Below are 18,153 nucleotides of genomic sequence, written 5' to 3' on the forward strand. Positions count from 1 at the left end.
CATGCGCTTCCGGCACCCCGACGGCTCCACCGTCCACCTCGCGTACTGCACCAATGTCCACCCCGCCGAGACCCTGGACGGCGTACTCGCCCAGCTCCGCGACCACTGCGAACCCGTCCGCAAACGGCTCGGCAGGGACCGGCTCGGCATCGGCCTGTGGCTCGCGCGCGACGCCGCCCGGGCGCTGATCGCCGACCCGGCCGCCCTGCGCGGGCTGCGCGGCGAACTCGACCGGCGCGGCCTCGAAGTGGTCACCCTCAACGGCTTCCCCTATGAGGGCTTCGGTGCCGAAGAGGTCAAGTACCGCGTGTACAAGCCGGACTGGGCCGATCCCGAACGCCTCACCCACACCACCGATCTGGCCCGGCTGCTCACCTCCCTGCTCCCCGACGACGCCACCGAAGGCAGCATCTCGACCCTGCCGCTCGCCTGGCGCACGGACTACGACGACACCCGCGCCGCCACCGCACGCGACGCACTCACCACCCTCGCCCAGCGCCTGGACGCGCTCGAAGAGCTCACCGGCCGCTCCATCCGCATCGGTCTGGAACCCGAGCCCGGGTGCACCGTCGAGACCACCGCCGACGCGATCGCCCCGCTGACCGAGGTCGGTCATGAACGCATCGGCATCTGTGTCGACACCTGTCATCTCGCCACCTCCTTCGAAGATCCGGGGACCGCACTCGACGCCCTGGTCGCAGCGGGCATCCCCATCCACAAGGTCCAGCTCTCCGCCGCACTCCACGCCGAACAGCCCCAACTGCCCGCGGTCCGTACCGCATTGGCGGCCTTCGACGAGCCCCGCTTCCTGCACCAGACCCGCACCCGTACGGCCGGCCGGCTGCACGGCACGGACGATCTGGGCGAGGCCCTCGACGGCAGTGCCCTGCCCGAGACCGCACCCTGGCGCTCCCACTTCCATGTCCCGCTGCACGCGGCCCCGGCGCCGCCTCTCACCTCCACCCTCGATGTCCTCAAGGACGTCCTGACCCGCCTGGTGGGCGGCCCGACACCGCGCACCCGGCACCTCGAGGTCGAGACCTACACCTGGCAGGCGCTGCCCGACGAACTGCGTCCCCGCGCCCGCACCCAGCTCGCCGACGGCATCGCCGCCGAGCTCACCCTCGCCCGTGACCTCCTCGTCGACCTGGGCCTCAAGGAGCTGCCGTGACCGTCGCCCCGCCCCCCGACACCGCGAACCCCGACGGCGGCCCCACCCCGCTCCTTGTCCTGGACGTCGTCGGCCTCACCCCCCGTCTGCTCGCGCACATGCCGAACCTCAAGTCCCTTGCCAACAAGGGCTCCCAGGCCACCCTCGGCACCGTGCTGCCCGCCGTGACCTGCGCCGCCCAGTCCACCTTCCTGACCGGCACGCTCCCCGCCGAGCACGGCATCGTCGGCAACGGCTGGTACTTCCGTGAACTCGGCGACGTGCTGCTGTGGCGCCAGCACAACCGCCTCGTGGCCGGCGACAAGCTCTGGGACGCCGCCCGCCGGGCCCACCCCGGCTACACGGTCGCCAATATCTGCTGGTGGTACGCCATGGGCGCGGACACCGACATCATCGTCACCCCCCGTCCTGTCTATTACGCCGACGGCCGCAAAGAGCCCGACTGCTACACCCGGCCGCCCGCCCTGCACGATGAACTCACCGAGAAATTCGGCACGTTCCCCCTCTTCACCTTCTGGGGCCCCGGCGCGAATCTCACCTCCTCTCAGTGGATCGTCGACGCGACCCGTCACATCATGCGCACCCGCAAACCCGACCTGACGCTCTGCTACCTCCCGCATCTCGACTACGACCTGCAGCGCTTCGGCCCCGACGACCCCCGCTCCCTGAAGGCGGCCAGGGACATCGACGCCGCCCTCGCCCCGCTCCTGGCCGACGCGAAGGCGCAAGGCCGCACCGTGGTCGCCCTGTCCGAGTACGGCATCACGAAGGTCAGCCGGCACATCGACATCAACCGCGCCCTGCGCAAGGCGGGACTGCTCGAGGTGCACACGCAGGACGGCATGGAGTACCTCGACACCATGGCCTCGCGCGCCTTCGCCGTCGCCGACCACCAGCTCGCGCATGTCTACGTACGCAAGCCCGAAGACATGGACGCGACGAAACAAGCCCTGGCCGGCCTCGAAGGCATCGAGGAACTCCTCGACGACGAGGGCAAGAAGAGCCACGGCCTGGACCACCCGCGCTCCGGCGAGCTCGTCGCCATCGCGGAACCGGATGCCTGGTTCACGTACTACTACTGGCTCGACGACGCACGCGCGCCCGACTTCGCGCAGCTCGTCGAGATCCACCGCAAACCCGGCTACGACCCGGTCGAACTCTTCATGGACCCCGAAGACCCCTATGTGAAGGTCAAGGCCGCCAAAGCCCTGGCACGCAAGAAGCTCGGCATGCGCTACCGCATGGCGGTCGTGCCCCTGGACCCGTCACCTATTCGCGGGAGCCACGGCAGGCTCCCCGACGACCCGCAAGACGGTCCGCTCATCCTGATCTCCACCCCCCGCGCTGTCGATGGCTCCCTGAAAGCCACCGATGTGAAGTCGCTGTTGCTCACCCTCGCGGGGCTGGCCTGATCACGGCCCGCTCCCGCTTCCCCGATCCACGACTCAACTCAACCAGACACCACTGACAACGCCCTTAAAAACAAAGGAGTTCCCGCATGGCCCGCACGCCTCAGGACCCGGAGCTCGCCCAGCGCCTCAGCAGACGCAATGTCCTCGGCGTGGCCGCCGGAGTCTCGGCGGCCGCCCTCATCGGCGCCGCCGCCACACCGAGCGCCGCAGCCGAGACGGACGCCGCGGCGGCCGGCCGCGGCCGTCCGGTTCTGCCCGAGGGCCGCCTCGGCATCCAGCTCTACAGCCTGCGCGACAAGGTCTCCACGCTCGGCTTCGCCGCCGTGTTCGCGGAGCTCCAGAAGTACGGCTACGACGAGGTCGAGTACGCCGGCTACACCCAGGGGTCGGCCGGTGCCATCACGCTCGCCCAGCTCAAGCAGATGACCCGTGACCACGGCCTCAACGCGATCGGCAGCCACGTCGGTTACTACTCCAACGACCCGAACGCCTACACCTTCGCCACGAACCTGGAGAAGGTCCTCGACGACGCCGAGGCCCTCGGCCTCAAGCACATCGGCACGGCCTCGGGCCCGTTCCGCTACGGCTCCACCGTCGAAGGCTGGAAGCGGGCGGCCGAGGAGTTCAACACCTACGGCGCCGCGGCCAGGAAGCGCGGCATGAAGTTCTACCAGCACAACCACTCGGAAGAATTCATGTTCGCGACGGACAAGCCCAACGTCCGCCTCTACGACGTGCTTCTGGAGGAGACCGACCCGGACCTCGTCTTCCTGGAGATGGACATCTTCTGGGCGTACGCGGGCCAGTTCCGCTTCTCCAAGCAGGTCGACGGGACCCCGCGCCCCTTCGACCCGCTGCGCTACGTCCTCAAGCAGCCGCACCGCTACCCGCTGTTCCACGTCAAGGACGGCACCAAGGACCCGACGTCCACGTACGGCTACCGCATGACGGACGTCGGTGACGGAGACATCGACTACAAGACGTTCCTCTCCGAGGTGACGCGCAGGTCGCACAACGGCCGCCGTTACCACCACTGGCAGGCCGAACACGACAACCCGGTCGAGTCCTTCGCCTTCGCCCGCAAGTCCAGCGAACACCTGCACTCACTGCGGGAGCGCTGCGGGGACTGACCTCGCCGAGCCCGGGAACGCCCCTGACCGGTCCCTGGTCAGGGGCTTTCCCATGTCCGGGCACCGCAAGGTGAGTTGACCTCTGTGAGCCGGGGGTTGAGGAACATCGGAACGAAAACCGGCGCTAAGCCTCCCACGCGCCTGAGAGTGCTCTGACCTGGTCTTATGTGGTGGCGGAACCTTCAGCAGTCGTGTTGATCATTGACTGTGTGGAGGTCCGGGGTGCCGGTTGAGTTCCTGACTGATGTGCAAGCCGCCGCGTACGCGGCGTTTGACGGGGCGCCGTCCCGTACGGAGTTGGAGCGGTTCTTCTTCCTGGATGACGCGGACCGGGAGATGGTCGAGGGGAAGCGGCGGTCACACAACCGCCTGGGCTTCGCATCCCAGCTCACGACCGTGCGGTATCTCGGGGTGTTCCTGGACGACCCGACTGACGTGCCGGCTGAAGTCGTCGACTACCTCGCCGAGCAGCTCGGCATCAAGGACTCCTCGGTGCTGAAGGCGTACGGGGAGCGGGAGAACACCCGGCCGGACCATGTACGTGAGCTGCGGCGGGTGCTGGAGTACACGGAGTTCGCCGAGGCGGAAGCCGAGTTGCGGGTGTGGGTCGACGCGCGGGCCTGGACGACCGGTGAGGGCCCGAAGGCGCTGTTCGACGCGGCGGTGGGGTGGCTGCGCGAGCGGCGGGTGCTGCTGCCCGGCGTGACGACGCTCGCCCGGCTGGTCGCCTCCGTACGGGAGGCGGCGAACCAACGGCTGTGGGACACCCTCTACGGGCTGCTGAGTATCGGTCAGCGGGCGGTGCTCGATTCCCTGCTGACAGTGCCGCCGGGGGTTCGGGTGTCGGAGCTGGACCGGCTGCGGCGTGGTCCGGTACGGATCTCCGGCCCTCAGATGAAGTGGGCGCTGGAGCGGGCCGAGGAGATCGCCGACTTCGGGATGGGCTGGCTGGACGTGTCGGGGATACCACCGCGCCGACTGGCGGAGCTGTCGCGGTACGGCGTGGACGGCAAGGCGTCGCTGCTGCGCCGTCACGGCGACTCTCGGCGCCTGGCAACCCTGCTGGCCACGGCCGTCTACCTGACGAGCAGGGCCGTCGATGACGCGCTCGATCTGCTGGAGGTGCTCATTGCCACGAAGCTGCTTGCCAGGGCGGAGCGGGAGACGGCGAAGCAGAAGATGAAGACCCTGCCCCGGGTCGAGCGGGCCTCAGCGAAGCTCGCGACCGCGTTCCAGGTCGTCTTCAGCACTACGTCCGAGCACGTCGACACCGACACGGGCGAGATCGCCCCGCCGGAGGTGGAGACGTTCGAGGCGATGTGGGAGCGGATCGAGGCGGTGGTGCCCCGGCATGAGCTGGCGGCCGCGATCGCAGCGCTGTTCGAGCTGACACCGCCGCTGGACTCCGATGCGGACGAGGCATGGCGGTCGATGCTGGTCACTCGGTTTCCCACCGTACGGCCGTTCCTCAAGCTCCTCGTCCAGGTCGTCGACTTCGGCGCCTCCCCGGAGGGCCTGCCGGTCCTCAAGGCGCTGAAGACCCTGCCCGACCTGATGGGGCGCAAGAAGGTGGGCCCCGATGAGATCGACACGTCCCTGCTGGTGGGCTCGTGGCGGCGCCTCGTGCTGACTGCGCCGCACTTGGAGCCGGGCACGGTGGACTGGAAGGCGTACGTGTTCTGCGTGTTGGAGTCCTTCCACCGGATGCTGCGCCGACGGGAGGTGTTCGCGAAGAACTCCTCGAAGTGGGGCGACCCGCGGGCGAAGCTGCTGGACGGGGAGGCATGGGAGCAGGTCCGCCCGACAGTGCCGGCCTCCCTGAACCTGCCTGGTGAGCCGGGTGAGCACCTGGCGGCGCGGGCCGCGCTGCTTCACGGCACATACCGGGAGGTCGCGGGGCGGGTGCCAGCGAACTCCCAGATCGTGTTCGACGACGACGGCCGTCTGCACTTCGCCGCGCTGGAACCGGAGCCCGAACCCGCCTCCCTCCTGGACCTGCGGAAGGCGGTGGAGGCGATGATGCCCCGCGTCGACCTGCCGGAGGTGCTGCTGGAGGTGTTCTCGTGGACCGGCGCCGACCAGGCGTTCACCTCCATCACCGGCGGCGAGGCCCGGCTCAAGGAACTGCACGTCACGATCGCCGCGCTGCTGGTCGCGCACAGCTGCAACGTCGGCTATACCCCGGTCATCGGCTCCGCCTACGCGCTGAAGTACGGCACGCTGTCCCACGTCGACCAGACCTATCTGCGGCTGGCCACCTACCGGGCCGCGAACGCCACGCTCATTGAGCACCAAGCCATGATCCCTCTCGCGCAGGCGTGGGGCGGCGGGCTGGTCGCTTCGGTCGACGGGATGCGGTTCGTCGTCCCCGTTCCGTCCGTGTACGCCCGTCCCAATCCCCGCTATTTCGGGCGCCGGGGCGGCGCGACGTGGCTGAACATGATCAACGACCAGGCGGCGGGGCTCGGAGGGAAGGTGGTGGCCGGCACCCCGCGCGACTCCCTGTACGTGCTCGATGTCCTCTACGACCGCGACGGTGGCAAGCGCCCGGAGATGATCGTCACCGACACCGCTTCGTACAGCGACATCGTGTTCGGGCTGCTCACGCTCGCTGGGTTCGCGTACGCGCCGCAACTGGCGGACCTGCCCGACCAGAAGATGTGGCGCATCGACCGCACTGCCGACTACGGCGCATTCACTGACGCCGCCCGTGGTCGGGTGGACCTCGCGCGGATCGAGCGGCAGTGGGAGGACATCCTGCGGATCATCGGCTCCATCCACACCGGCGCCGTGCGCGCCTACGACGTCATCCGCATGCTGTCCCGGGACGGGCGGCCGATCCCGCTGGGGGACGCGATTGCGCACTACGGGCGGATCGCCAAGTCCCTGCACATCCTGCGCCTGGCCGACGAGCCCGGCTACCGCCGCCAGATCAAGGCCCAGGCCAACCTCCAGGAGGGCCGCCACGCACTCGCCCGGAAGATCTTCCACGGCCGCTCAGGGCAGCTCTACCAGCGCTACCAAGACGGCATGGAGGACCAGATCGGCGCCCTCGGCCTGGTCCTCAACGCCGTCGTCCTCTTCAACACCAGGTATATGGACGCCGCGGTGAATCAGCTGCGGGCGGACGGCTTCGATGTCCGCGACGAGGACGTGGCCCGCCTCTCGCCGTTCGTGCGGCAGCACATCAACATGCTCGGCCGCTACTCCTTCCAGCTCCCCGACCTGCCCGGAGGCTTGCGGCCACTGCGCGATCCGGATGCCGTAGACGGCGAGTGACCGCCAATCATCGGGAGACGCCGACCAGCCCCTGCTGCGAGCTGGCCGGCGGGGCTGCGGTTGGGTTGCTTAGATGGTCACGCCTGGCCGCTGCCGGGGCAGTTCGGCGTGCCGCACCGCGTCGGAGGCCAGGGCGATGCCCGCTCCCAGGCTGGCGAAGATGCCGCAGGCGACGAACACCGGGGCGGCGCCCCAGGCTCCGATGGCGGCACCGACCAGCGGATAGCTGAGGGGGGCGAGACCGACCATGGTGAGCATGACCACGGAGGTGACCCGGCCAAGATAGGCCGGGTCCGCGGCAGTCTGTATGAGGGCGTTGTCCAGGCTGCCGAAGACGCCCGCACACAGTCCGATGACCGCAGCCAGCACCGCGGCGAGCCACAGGGTCGGTACCAGAGCGATCGTGGCCGCACCCGCGCAGCCCACGAGCAGCGTCCCGGCCATCATCAGGCCAGCACGCGGCAGCCAACCGGCGATCGCGAGCAACGCGGCGCTAGCCGCAGCTCCTGCGCTGAAGCTGCTGACGATCCAGCCGTAGCCGGAAGGACCCCAGCCGCGCTCGGCGTTGAGGAGCACCATGCCGACGTTGAGGGTGCCGGTGAGGCCGAGTTCGCAGACGGCGCCGGCGGCGACGAGCGGGCCGATGAGTCGGTGGCGGCGGATGTAGCGCAGGCCGTCGAGCAGGTCCTGTCGCGCGGTGCCAGGCTCCGGCCGCTCCGCGTCGGGCGCCACGAGAGGTCGTATCCGTATCGTCAGCAGGAGCGGCAGGGACAGGGCGATGAGCAGTCCGGCGACGGTGAAGGCGGCTGCGGGTCCACCGAGTCCCATGGCCAGGCCGCCGATCGGCGGTCCCGCGATCTGGCTGAGGCGCGTCGACAGCGAGCGCATGCCGGTGACCCGGGCCAACTGGTCGGGGGCGGTGATCCGGGGCGGAAGAGCACCGACAGCGGGTACGAACAGTGCGTCGACGGCGCCGAAGACGAGCGCCATCGTGACCAGGATCCACAAGGCCGGAGCCGTCAGTGCGATACCGGCGGCCACCGCCAGGATGAGGAGGCAGCGCAGCGTGTCACTGCCGAGAATCACCCGGCGGGGGTCGAACCGGTCGGCCACCACGCCCCCACCGAGCATGAGTAACGCTCGTGGTACTGCCCCGGCAGCCATGACGAGGCCGACTTCGGTAGGACCGGCGGCCTTCTGGGCGGACCAGGCCAGGGCGACGAAGTACACGCTGTCGCCAATGAGGGAGACGGTGTAGGCGGTGAGCCAGCGCAACACGTTGCCGTCGCGGTGAGCCGGTGTGGCGGCGTTTTTGGGCAGGACCGTCTCTGGGGTGGCCATGGTGGGCTCCAAGTACGTTGGGAATTCGGCTGAGTCAGGGCCGGAAGGGAAAGCCGTATAGGTGCACAGACACGTGCTCGCGGTCCTCGGTGTCGTCGGCCGCCTTGGCGGCCTTGCCGCGCTCCCGCCAGCGCCGGGCCAGCGCCTCAAGCTCGTCGCTCATCTCGGCGAGTTCGGCCGGGGTGAGGTCGAGCAGCCACTCGGAGCTGAAGGACGCGTCGGTCCACGCCTTCCCCCAGGCGGACTTCTGGTCGAGATACGTGCGGTATTGGGCGACGCGGGTGTCGAAGATCCCTCGGGTCACCGCGCCGACCGCGGCGGCTCCCTCGGGCGTGTCCGCGAAGTCCGAGTCACGGAAGCCCCAGCCCTCTTCAGATGCCACCTGCCACCAGCGCTCGCGGCCGTCGGCGCCCTGGCCACTCGCCTGGGTCACGAAGCCGTGCTCAGCCAGCTTGCGCAAGTGGTAGCTGACCAGCGAGGGCGTTTCGTCGACATGCTCGGCGAGCTGAGAGGCGGTCGCGGTGCCCGCGGCGTACAGCAGCCGGTACAGCTGCATCCGCAGCGGGTTCATGAACGCCCTCAACCGTGACAGGTCGGTGATCTGCTCAGGCTCGTGCTTCGGTCGCATGCGCTTACCGTAGGTATGAAGTGGAAACTTCGCAATAAGCGCTTCAGAGTTGGATGGCCGAGTAGCCCGGCTCTATGCGCAGGGGACTGGAGACAGCCAGCTCAGCTCGACTTGACTGGCGCTGACCAGGTCAGCGCCTGCTGTCTCCGGGCGCGAGAAGGCTGGTGACCTCGGCGATCGCCTCAGCCGAGGGGTGGAAGTAACGCCGCACGTTCTCCGGCTTCTTGTGCCGCGACTTCGCCATGAGCATCGGCAGGCTGGCCCCGGCCTCACCGAGGTGGGTGAGGCCGGAGTGCCGGTACTCGTGCAGGTCCCAGCCCGTTCCCGCCACACCCCCGACAGCCGTGTGCGCATCCAGGAGGGCGCGGGCCTGCCCGTACGACAGTCGGACCAGCCCGGTGTTCGGGCACACGTCGCGCCGGCTGACGACCTTCCCGGGGCTCGGCTTGCGGTGGGTGACGAACACCGGCCCGCGGGTACGGCCCTTGATCAGTCGGGGCAGCAGGCGGGCGGTGCCGGCGTCCCAGTACACGGGCTCCATGACGTAGTCCTCGCGCGGGGCGCCGCGGCGTCGGGTGCGCGGCTTCGCGCCCTTGGCCTTCACCGGGGCCCTGCGGGCGGCGAGGGCCAGCTCCTCAATGTTGACGCCGAGGATCTCCTCCGCCCGCGCGACGGTCTCGTAGAGCATCCGTCAAAGCGTCTTCTCCCGGAGGTGGACGTCGCGTCGGGCGATCAGCCGGTCGACGGCCATCTTCGAGCGGGCCGGGGTCTCCGAGTCCGGCGGGGGCATCCGCTTCACCCAGGCCGGGACAGCCGGGCCGTCGTACCCGCGCTCGGCGCACCAGCCCAGCCATGACAGCACCGACGCCCGCCGGGCGTTCCACGTGTTGACCGCGGCCTCGCCCCACAGCTGTTCGAGGGCGCCGCCGATCTCGTCGTCCGCGACGGTGGCGAGCGGGCGGGTCTCGCCGAGGTGTTCGGCGGTCTTGCCGACGCCAATTCCGTACGACCGGAGCGTGTTCGCGTTGTCGAGTGAGTCGAGGAACACGTCGGCCGCCGCGCGGACGGTCAACGCCTTCCCGACGGGCAGTCGTACGACGGCGGGCACAGCTTCCCCCTTGCCGCAGATAACGGGGCCGCTTCACGCACGGCCCCGAGAACGTCGCCGCAGGTCGTGATCAGCGATGCCACAGATAATAGGGCGTTATCTGCGGGAAGACTTCAGACCGGTCCCGCGACCGACACCCCGTCAGCCGCCCACCAGGGCCGACAGATCCTTAGCGCCGGTTTTCGTTCCGATGTTCCTCACCCCCCGAGCCATGCCCCAGTTCATTTGAGATAGTAGACTGTATGCAATCTCGATGGTTCACTGGAGAGAGACGACAAGGGCCCGCCCCGGGGGAAGCGAGCGGGCCCTGACGTACCGAGAAGGGGATCGGTGGTGTTACATCACCTCGCGGCTGATCGGCTTGGGGTTCTCCTTGATGAGGCGTCCCTTGTAGTCGCGTCCCGGTGCCTTGAGGAAGAGCGCGATGAAGAACGCCGCGAACGACAGGGAACCGGCCAGCGTGAAGGCGCCGTTGAGTCCCCAGGCGGTCACCGCGACCGAACCCATGCCGGCACCCAGACCGGAGACCAGCTTCGAGCTGTAGACCATGCCGTAGTTGGAAGCATTGTTGTTCTCGCCGAAGTAGTCGGCGGTCATCGCAGCGAACATCGGGAAGATGGCGCCGCCGCCGAAGCCCGATATGGCGGAGAACAGCAGGAACAGTGGCAGGCTCTTGATGCCCGCCGACCAGATGATGCCGAACTGGGAAGCGCCGAGGACGATACAGACGAAGAGCAGACACTCCTTGCGCCCGTACCGGTCGGACAGCCAGCCGATGACACCGCGCCCGGTGCCGTTGACGATGGCCTTCAGGGACATGGCCGTCGCCACGATCCCGGCGGCGAATCCCGCGGACTCACCGATGTCGACCTGGAAGGAGATACCGAAGATGTTGACGCCCGAAGTGAAGGCAAGACACACCCACATGACCGCCACACGACCGGTCTTCCATGCCTCCCCGGGCGTCATCTGCTTGACCGCGGGCGGGTTCTTCTGCAGCGCACGGGCCGCACGCGGGTCCTTCGGCGGGTTGAGGGGGTCGACTTCCGCCGGCCACCAGTTCCGCGGCGGGTCCTTGAAGAAGAATCCTGCGTACGCCACGATTCCGGCGAGGAACAGGCCCGCCGACACCAGTACCCACTTGTAGTTGGTGGTGTCCATGTAGCCGTGGAAGAGGAACACGAAGGGCACCGAGCCGTAGGCGAAACCGCCGTTCACGAAGCCGGTCTTGCCGCCCTTGCGCTCCGGATACCACTTGCCGACCATGTTGACGCAGGTCGCGTACACCATGCCTGCGCCCATACCGCTGAACATGCCGAAGCCGATGACGGCCAGCATGACGTGCGGTGCGAACGCGAGCGACAGATAGCCGATGAACGTGCCCGCCGCGCCGAGCATCATCGCCCAGCGGGCAGGGAGCTTCCCCGACTCGCGGAGCTTGCCCGCCGGGAAGGCGACTGCGGCCTGGCAGAACACCCAGACCGTCAGCATCCAGTAGATGCTGGTGCTGGACCAGGCGTGCGCCTCGTGCAGCGTGTCCTCAGCGGAAGCAAACGCATACTCCGCAGAGGAAATACCCATCATCCCGATCCACGGCAGGATGACCATCCACTTGCGCTTGCGCCCCATGATGTCGATGTCGGATTCACCCACACGGTAAACCCGGCCGTTCTTGTCGACGAGCTCCTGATACGGAGCCGACGTAGGCAGATCAGTTGTAGTCATTGAGCTTCAGCACCCCTTGCGTCGAAGAAGCCTGGCCAGCGCCCCCTGTCCAACTTCCTTCCGGTGCCGGGGCCTGCGGCGAGCGGTCACCGCAGGCCCCGTGGTGAGCTCGGTCAGCTCATCGACCGCCTCCCAACAACCCCGCCGCGCGCGCCCAGCGGTACTTCGCGCCGAGCACCGCGACCGGCTTCTCCGTCGTGTAGGGGTAGGCGACGACGCCGTGCTCGAAGAGGAACTGGCAGGCCTCCTCGACCTCGACATCGCCCGCGAGCGACGCGACCACCGGCTTCTCGATGCCGCGTTCCTTGAACTCGGCCACCACCTTCGCGGTGAGCTCGGCGAAGACCATCGGGGGAGTGACGATCGTGTGCCAGTAGCCGAGCACCAGGGAGTGGATCCGCGGGTCCTCGAGTCCGAGACGGATCGTCGCCTCGTACGTCGAAGGGGGTTCGCCGCCGGTGATGTCCACGGGGTTGCCCGCGGCGCCGAACGGCGGGATGAACGTCCGGAAGGCCGCGTCCAGATCCTCCGGAATCTCCATCAGCTCGAGCCCGTTGTCCGTCACCGCGTCGGAGAGCAGCACTCCGCTGCCGCCGGCGCCGGTGATGATCACGACGTTGTCGCCCTTCGGCGTCGGCATGATCGGCAGCGCACGCGCGTACTCGAGCATGTCGTTGAGACCGGGCGCGCGGATCACGCCCGCCTGCTTGAGGATGTCCTCGTACACCGCGTCGTCGCCGGCCAAAGCGCCGGTGTGCGATCCGGCCGCCTTGGCGCCGGCCGCCGTACGGCCCGCCTTGAGGACCACGACCGGCTTCTTCGGCACGGTCGCCCGCGCGGCCTCCACGAAGGCCCGCCCGTCCTTGAGGTCCTCCAGGTGCATCGCGATGCAGTCGGTGTTGGGGTCCTCGCCGAACCAGGTGAGCAGATCGTCCTCGTCGAGGTCCGACTTGTTGCCGAGGCCCACGATCGCCGACACACCGGTCTTGGTAGTCCGGGCAAAGCCCAGGATCGCCATGCCGATACCGCCGGACTGACTGGTGAGGGCCACGCCGCCCTTCACGTCGTACGGCGTGCAGAACGTGGCGCACAGGTCCTGCCACGTCGAGTAGTAGCCGTAGATGTTGGGCCCGAGCAGCCGTACGCCATGGCGCTCGGCAATCTCCACGATCTCGTCCTGGAGGGCGTGTTCACCGGTCTCGGCGAACCCGGAGGGGATGAGGACGGCGTTGGGTATGCCCTTGCGTCCCACCTCCTCGAGCGCCGAAGCCACGAACTTGGCGGGGATCGCGAAGACCGCCACATCCACCTCACCCGGAACGTCCGTGACACTCTTGTACGCCTTGCGGCCCAAGATGTCATCGGCCTTGGGGTTCACCGGATGGATCTCTCCGCCGAACCCGCCGTCGATGAGGTTGCGCATGACCGAATTGCCAATCTTGCCCTGCTCGTTGGAGGCACCGATCACGGCGACCGAGCGCGGCTGCATCAGCCGCTTCATGGAGCGCAGGATCTCCTCGCGGCCGTACTTGCGACGCTCCTTCGGCACCTCGTCCGTGAGGATCACGCGGATGTCCGCGGCCATCGCGCCTTCCGGCGTGGCGATCACCGGGTTGAGGTCGACCTCCGCGATCTCCGGGAAGTCCGTGACCAGTTCGGACACACGGCGGATCTGCTCGGCCACCGCCCAGCGGTCCACCGCCGGCGCGCCGCGCACCCCGCGCAGGATCTCCGCCGCCTTGATGGAGTCGAGCATCGACTGCGCCTCGTCGGCACTGACCGGCGCGAGGCGGAAGGTGACGTCCTTCAGGACCTCCACCAGGACACCGCCGAGCCCGAAGGCCACGACCTTGCCGAAGGTCGCATCGGTGACGGCACCGACGATGACTTCCTGCCCCGGCGGCAGCATCTGCTGCACTTGGATGCCGTCGATCTTCGCCTCGGCGTTGTACGCCTTGGCATTCTCGACGATCTTGTGGAAGGCGGCCCGCACGTCCGCGGCGCCCTCCACCCCGACGATCACGCCGCCGGCGTCGGTCTTGTGCAGGATGTCGGGAGAGACGATCTTCAGGACCACCGGTCCGTCGAAGCGCGCCGCCGCGGCGACCGCCTCGTCGACATCACGGGCCAGCTCCTCGCCGGGTACAGCGATGCCGTACGCGTCGGCGATCACCTTGCCCTCCGGCGCGGTGAGAGTGCTGCGCCCCTCGGCGCGTACGGCATCGAGCAGGGCCCGCACCGTCAGCGCACGGTCTTCGGCCATCACGTCAGATCACTCCAGTCGACTTGAGCAGACGGACTTCTTCGTCGCCGAGCCCGAGCTCGCCGACGTAGACCTCTTCGTTGTGCTCGCCGAGCAGCGGCGAGCTCCTCACATCCACCGGGGAGTCCGACAACTTGAGCGGGGAGCCGACCGTGGTGAACTCGCCTCGCTCGGGGTGCGGAACCTTGACGACCATCTCGTTCGCGACCAGGGAGTCGTCCTCGATGATCTCCTTGGTGGAGAGGATCGGACCGCACGGGATGTTGTGCGCGTTGAGCTCTTCGAGCACCTGCCACTTGGGCAGGGTCGAAGACCACTCCTCGATGAGCTGGAACATCTTGTTGAGCTTCGGCAGCCGCGCCTCGGGCGTGGCCCACTCGGGGTCCTCGGCCAGCTCGGGCCGGCCGATCAGCTCCGAGATCGGCTTCCAGCCGACCGGCTGCACGATCACGTACACGTAGTCGTTGGGGCCGCCCGGCGCGCACTTGACCGCCCAGCCGGGCTGACCGCCGCCGGAGGCGTTCCCCGAACGGGGAACTTCGTCCCCGAAGTCGTCGTTGGGATATTCGGCGAGCGGGCCATGGGCCAGGCGCTGCTGATCGCGCAACTTCACCCGGCAGAGGTTGAGCACGGCATGCTGCATGGCGACATTGACCCGCTGCCCCCGGCCCGTGCTCTCCCGCTGGAAGAGCGCCGCCAGAATGCCGGCGACGGCGTGAATGCCCGTGCCCGAGTCGCCGATCTGCGCCCCCGTCGCCAGCGGGGGACCGTCCTCGAAGCCCGTGGTGGACATCGAGCCGCCCATGGCCTGCGCCACGACCTCGTATGCCTTGAAGTTGGTGTACGGGCCTTCGCCGAACCCCTTGATGGAGGCATAGACGATACGAGGATTGATCTCCTGGATCTTCTCCCAGGTGAAGCCCATGCGGTCCACCGCGCCCGGACCGAAGTTCTCGACCATCACGTCCGAGCGGCGGATCAGCTCGGTGAGGATCTCCTTGCCGCGCTCCGTCTTGGTGTTGAGGGTGATGCTCCGCTTGTTGCAGTTGAGCATCGTGAAGTAGAGGGAGTCGACATCGGGCAGGTCGCGTAGCTGCTTGCGGGTGATATCTCCGGTCGGTGCCTCCAACTTGACCACGTCCGCGCCGAGCCAGGCGAGCAGCTGCGTCGCCGATGGTCCGGACTGGACATGGGTCATGTCGAGGACGCGGACGCCGTCCAGTGCCTTCGTCTGTGTCATGGCACAGCGCTCCTCTACTTGTTCCTGAGTTCGTCGGTCGGGTGGGGCTGGTCGCTCTGTTCGCTCGGGATGTGCGGTGAGTTCACGGATCCGGGGAGATATGCGTCCGGATCGATCCGTACGCCGATCAGCGACGGGCCGCCCGTGGCGCGGGCGCGCTCCAGGGCGGGACGGATGGCGGCGGGGTCCTGGACGTCCTCGCCGTAACAGCCGTGCGCCCGCGCCCGGTCGATGAACGGGGAGTCGCCCGTGTGGGCGACGACCCCGATGAAGGGGAGGTGATGGCGGACAAGGACTTCGAGGTTGTCGACGTCGTCGAGGTCGTCGAGGTCATCCAGGACGTCGAGGTCCCGTGTCGCCGTGGAGGACGGATCGTCGCCGAAGAGCACGACGGTCTCCTTGTTCGCGCACGCCCGATGGACGGCGAGCGCGAACGGGATGCCGACACCTGCGGTGCCGAGCGGACCCGGGTCCATCCAGTGCCCGGGAGATTTGGGCTGCACAAGGCGGCCGGCCAGCTCGGCCGACCGCGGATCGTCGGCGATGAACACCGAGTCCTCGGTGAGGAATCGACCGGTCTCGGCGAGCAGCCGAAAGGGGTGAACGGGGGACGCGTCGGAGGTCAGCTGCCGCAGCCACAGGGACTCGGCGGTCCGTTCGGCGCACCGCAGCTCGTCCAGCCATTCCCTGCGCCGCCCGGCCGCCCGGACCGCGCGCGCCTCGACGGCCTCCCCGCCGGAGGTGCGCGCCGAGACGCCATGCCCGCCGGCGGTGCGCGCCGCGTCGGCGTGCCCTGCGGCCGCCCGCGCCACGGACCGCACCACCGCTCCCGCGCGGCCCGGGTCGATCCGCACGACCGTGGCGTGCGGAGAGAGCCTTCTGCCGTACGCGGCACGGAAGTCACGTATGCCGTAAGGAGCACCGACCACGAGGATCACATCGGCGCCCGCGAGGGCGTAGGCCCGGGAGTGCTGGAAGAGATGCGGGTCGCCGGGTGCCAGAGTGCCGCGGCCGGCACCGTCCGCATACGTCGGCAACCCCAGGGTGCGGATGAGCTCGACGGCTGCTTCGCCGGTGCGGGCGTCCTGGACTCGGCTGCCCAGGACGACCACCGGCTGCTCGGCATGCGCAAGCACATGCGCGAGGCTCTCGACTGCCGTGAGATCGACCGCTGTTGACCGGACGGACGCGTAGGCCGGAGTCCGAGTGGTGCCCGAGGGGGTGACAAGGAGAAGCGGCGACTGCGCGCGTACGGCGGTCGCGAGGGCCTTGTCCGCGCAGGCGTTCCCGGGCAGCAGCGCGCACCCCGGCCGCCCCGTCATCCGGGCGTAACCGTCGGCGGCGTGCACGGCGGTGTGCTCTCCGGGTACGGGAACGACCTCGATGCCCGCGGCCGCGCACCCGTCCGTATCAGGAGCTCCCGCCGCGGCGAACGCCACGAGCACACCCTGAGCCTTGAGCTCCCGGGCGATCCGCCGCCCATCAGCGGTGCGCGTGGCGATCGAGCCGTAGGGCATGGCGAAGTCCCTTCTCTCCCTGAGGAGTTGGAGCGCACCCGGGCCACTCGGAAAGCGGCCGTGAGCAGCGCATCAGTGCTGTCGCGGTAGATTGCATACAGTCGACGAATACTGTATGAAGCTTGTTATCCCGCATCCGGTGGGTGGTGTCCAGGGGGCGTGCGGCACTTTCGAGTCAGGAGCCGAAATTGGACCTGTATGAGCACCAAGCCAGGGAACTCTTCGCGGACTACGGCGTGTTGGTGCCGAACGCGGAAGTAGCAGACACCGCCAAGGAGGCCCGCGCCGCAGCGGAACGCCTCGGCGGCAAGGTCGTCGTCAAGGCCCAGGTCAAGACCGGCGGACGCGGCAAGGCGGGCGGCGTGAAGCCGGCCGCCGACGCCGCATCGGCCGAGATCACCGCACGTCAGATTCTCGGTATGGACATCAAGGGCCACACCGTCCACAAGGTGATGCTGGCTCAGCCGGTGGACATCGAGAGCGAGTTCTACATCAGTTACGTGCTCGACCGCGCGGCCGGCCGGTTCCTCGCGATCGCCTCCGCCGAGGGCGGCATGGACATCGAGGAGGTGGCCGCGACCCGCCCCGACGCGGTGGCCCGTATCCCTGTCGACCCCACCGAGGGGGTCACCGCGGACAAGGCCGCCGAGATCGCGGCCGCGGCCGGGCTGCCGGCCGAGAGCGCCGAGATCCTGGTCCAGCTGTGGACGGTGCTCACCAAGGAGGACGCCGTCCTCGTCGAGGTCAATCCGCTCGTCCGCACCAAGGACGGCCGGCTGATGGCCATCGACGGCAAGGTCACCCTCGACGACAATGCCCGCTTCCGTCAGGCGCGTTGGGGCGACGGCGGGAGCACACACGACGACCCGCTCGAAGCCGAGGCCGCCGCGAAGGGCCTCAACTACGTGAAGCTCGAAGGCCAGGTCGGCGTCATCGGCAACGGCGCGGGTCTCGTCATGTCCACCCTCGACGTCGTGGCCGGCTGCGGTGCCAAGCCCGCCAACTTCCTCGACATCGGCGGCGGCGCCTCCGCCCAGGTCATGGCCGACGGACTCTCCGTCATCCTCTCCGACCCCGACGTCAGGTCCGTCTTCGTCAACGTCTTCGGCGGCATCACCGCCTGCGACGCCGTGGCCGACGGCATCGTCCAGGCGCTCGGCGAGGTCAACCTCACCAAGCCCTTGGTCGTACGGCTGGACGGCAACAACGCGGCACAGGGCCGCGCCATCCTCGACGCCCACGCACACCCGCTCGTCGAGCAGCAGCCCACCATGGACAGCGCCGCGCAGCGCGCCGCCGACCTCGCAGTCGCCAAGTAGCCCTCCCCAAGGACACAGGA

11 protein-coding genes and 1 pseudogene are annotated in these 18,153 nt (G+C 68.7%); 5 read left to right on the forward strand and 7 right to left on the reverse strand.

Annotation, left to right across the window (positions count from 1 at the left end):
• Position 1 precedes the first annotated feature (1 nt).
• The 4 genes from eboE to H9Y04_RS12975 all read left to right on the forward strand — a co-directional run bounded on the left by eboE (position 2) and on the right by H9Y04_RS12975 (position 6,992).
• Positions 2-1,171, forward strand: a complete 1,170-nt coding sequence (gene eboE, locus H9Y04_RS12960; protein ID WP_187813964.1) for a metabolite traffic protein EboE — start codon at positions 2-4, stop codon at positions 1,169-1,171.
• Positions 1,168-2,583 (forward strand): alkaline phosphatase family protein, encoded by a 1,416-nt coding sequence (locus H9Y04_RS12965; RefSeq protein WP_187813965.1) that lies wholly within the window; start codon positions 1,168-1,170, stop codon positions 2,581-2,583. Before eboE ends, H9Y04_RS12965 begins: the two co-directional genes overlap by 4 nt.
• A gap of 86 nt (positions 2,584-2,669) precedes the next feature.
• Entirely contained in the window at positions 2,670-3,713 is a 1,044-nt protein-coding gene (locus H9Y04_RS12970) for a sugar phosphate isomerase/epimerase family protein (protein ID WP_187813966.1), read from the forward strand.
• A gap of 222 nt (positions 3,714-3,935) precedes the next feature.
• A complete protein-coding gene (locus H9Y04_RS12975) occupies positions 3,936-6,992 on the forward strand; it encodes a Tn3 family transposase (RefSeq protein WP_187813967.1) in 3,057 nt (1,018 codons plus the stop codon).
• A gap of 69 nt (positions 6,993-7,061) precedes the next feature.
• Here the strand turns inward: H9Y04_RS12975 and H9Y04_RS12980 are convergent, their stop codons facing one another.
• The 7 genes and pseudogenes from H9Y04_RS12980 to H9Y04_RS13015 form a co-directional block, all read right to left on the reverse strand.
• On the reverse strand, positions 7,062-8,333 hold the full coding sequence (locus H9Y04_RS12980; protein WP_187813968.1) for an MFS transporter: 1,272 nt from the start codon (positions 8,331-8,333) through the stop codon (positions 7,062-7,064).
• A gap of 34 nt (positions 8,334-8,367) precedes the next feature.
• Positions 8,368-8,961 carry a winged helix-turn-helix domain-containing protein gene (locus tag H9Y04_RS12985; RefSeq protein ID WP_046425638.1) on the reverse strand — a complete coding sequence of 198 codons (594 nt, stop codon included), beginning with the start codon at positions 8,959-8,961 and terminating at the stop codon, positions 8,368-8,370.
• 130 nt (positions 8,962-9,091) lie between these two features.
• Positions 9,092-10,069 (reverse strand): annotated as a pseudogene (locus H9Y04_RS46120) (tyrosine-type recombinase/integrase).
• A gap of 336 nt (positions 10,070-10,405) precedes the next feature.
• Positions 10,406-11,794: an OFA family MFS transporter gene (locus H9Y04_RS13000; protein ID WP_187813971.1), complete on the reverse strand. Its 1,389-nt coding sequence runs from the start codon at positions 11,792-11,794 to the stop codon at positions 10,406-10,408.
• Positions 11,795-11,912: 118 nt separating this feature from the next.
• Entirely contained in the window at positions 11,913-14,057 is a 2,145-nt protein-coding gene (locus H9Y04_RS13005; protein WP_187813972.1) for an acetate--CoA ligase family protein, read from the reverse strand.
• 4 nt (positions 14,058-14,061) lie between these two features.
• A complete protein-coding gene (gene frc, locus H9Y04_RS13010) occupies positions 14,062-15,297 on the reverse strand; it encodes a formyl-CoA transferase (protein WP_187813973.1) in 1,236 nt (411 codons plus the stop codon).
• A 14-nt stretch (positions 15,298-15,311) separates the two neighbouring features.
• A complete protein-coding gene (locus H9Y04_RS13015; protein ID WP_187813974.1) occupies positions 15,312-16,814 on the reverse strand; it encodes a thiamine pyrophosphate-binding protein in 1,503 nt (500 codons plus the stop codon).
• A gap of 188 nt (positions 16,815-17,002) precedes the next feature.
• Here H9Y04_RS13015 and sucC point away from each other — a divergent pair, with 188 nt between their 5' ends.
• Positions 17,003-18,133 (forward strand): ADP-forming succinate--CoA ligase subunit beta, encoded by a 1,131-nt coding sequence (gene sucC, locus H9Y04_RS13020; RefSeq protein WP_187813975.1) that lies wholly within the window; start codon positions 17,003-17,005, stop codon positions 18,131-18,133.
• Positions 18,134-18,153: the final 20 nt, after the last annotated feature.

Origin of the sequence: Streptomyces polyasparticus, assembly GCF_014493765.1 — a bacterium.
GTDB classification, from domain to species: Bacteria; Actinomycetota; Actinomycetes; order Streptomycetales; family Streptomycetaceae; genus Streptomyces; species Streptomyces polyasparticus.

Coding starts and splice junctions, on each gene's coding strand:
- H9Y04_RS12985 (WP_046425638.1), bottom strand. CDS start 8,961: ATGCGACCGAAGCACGAGCCTGAGCAGATCACCGACCTGTCACGGTTG.
- eboE (WP_187813964.1), top strand. CDS start 2: ATGCGCTTCCGGCACCCCGACGGCTCCACCGTCCACCTCGCGTACTGC.
- H9Y04_RS12980 (WP_187813968.1), bottom strand. CDS start 8,333: ATGGCCACCCCAGAGACGGTCCTGCCCAAAAACGCCGCCACACCGGCT.
- H9Y04_RS12970 (WP_187813966.1), top strand. CDS start 2,670: ATGGCCCGCACGCCTCAGGACCCGGAGCTCGCCCAGCGCCTCAGCAGA.
- frc (WP_187813973.1), bottom strand. CDS start 15,297: ATGACACAGACGAAGGCACTGGACGGCGTCCGCGTCCTCGACATGACC.
- H9Y04_RS13005 (WP_187813972.1), bottom strand. CDS start 14,057: ATGGCCGAAGACCGTGCGCTGACGGTGCGGGCCCTGCTCGATGCCGTA.
- H9Y04_RS13015 (WP_187813974.1), bottom strand. CDS start 16,814: ATGCCCTACGGCTCGATCGCCACGCGCACCGCTGATGGGCGGCGGATC.
- H9Y04_RS13000 (WP_187813971.1), bottom strand. CDS start 11,794: ATGACTACAACTGATCTGCCTACGTCGGCTCCGTATCAGGAGCTCGTC.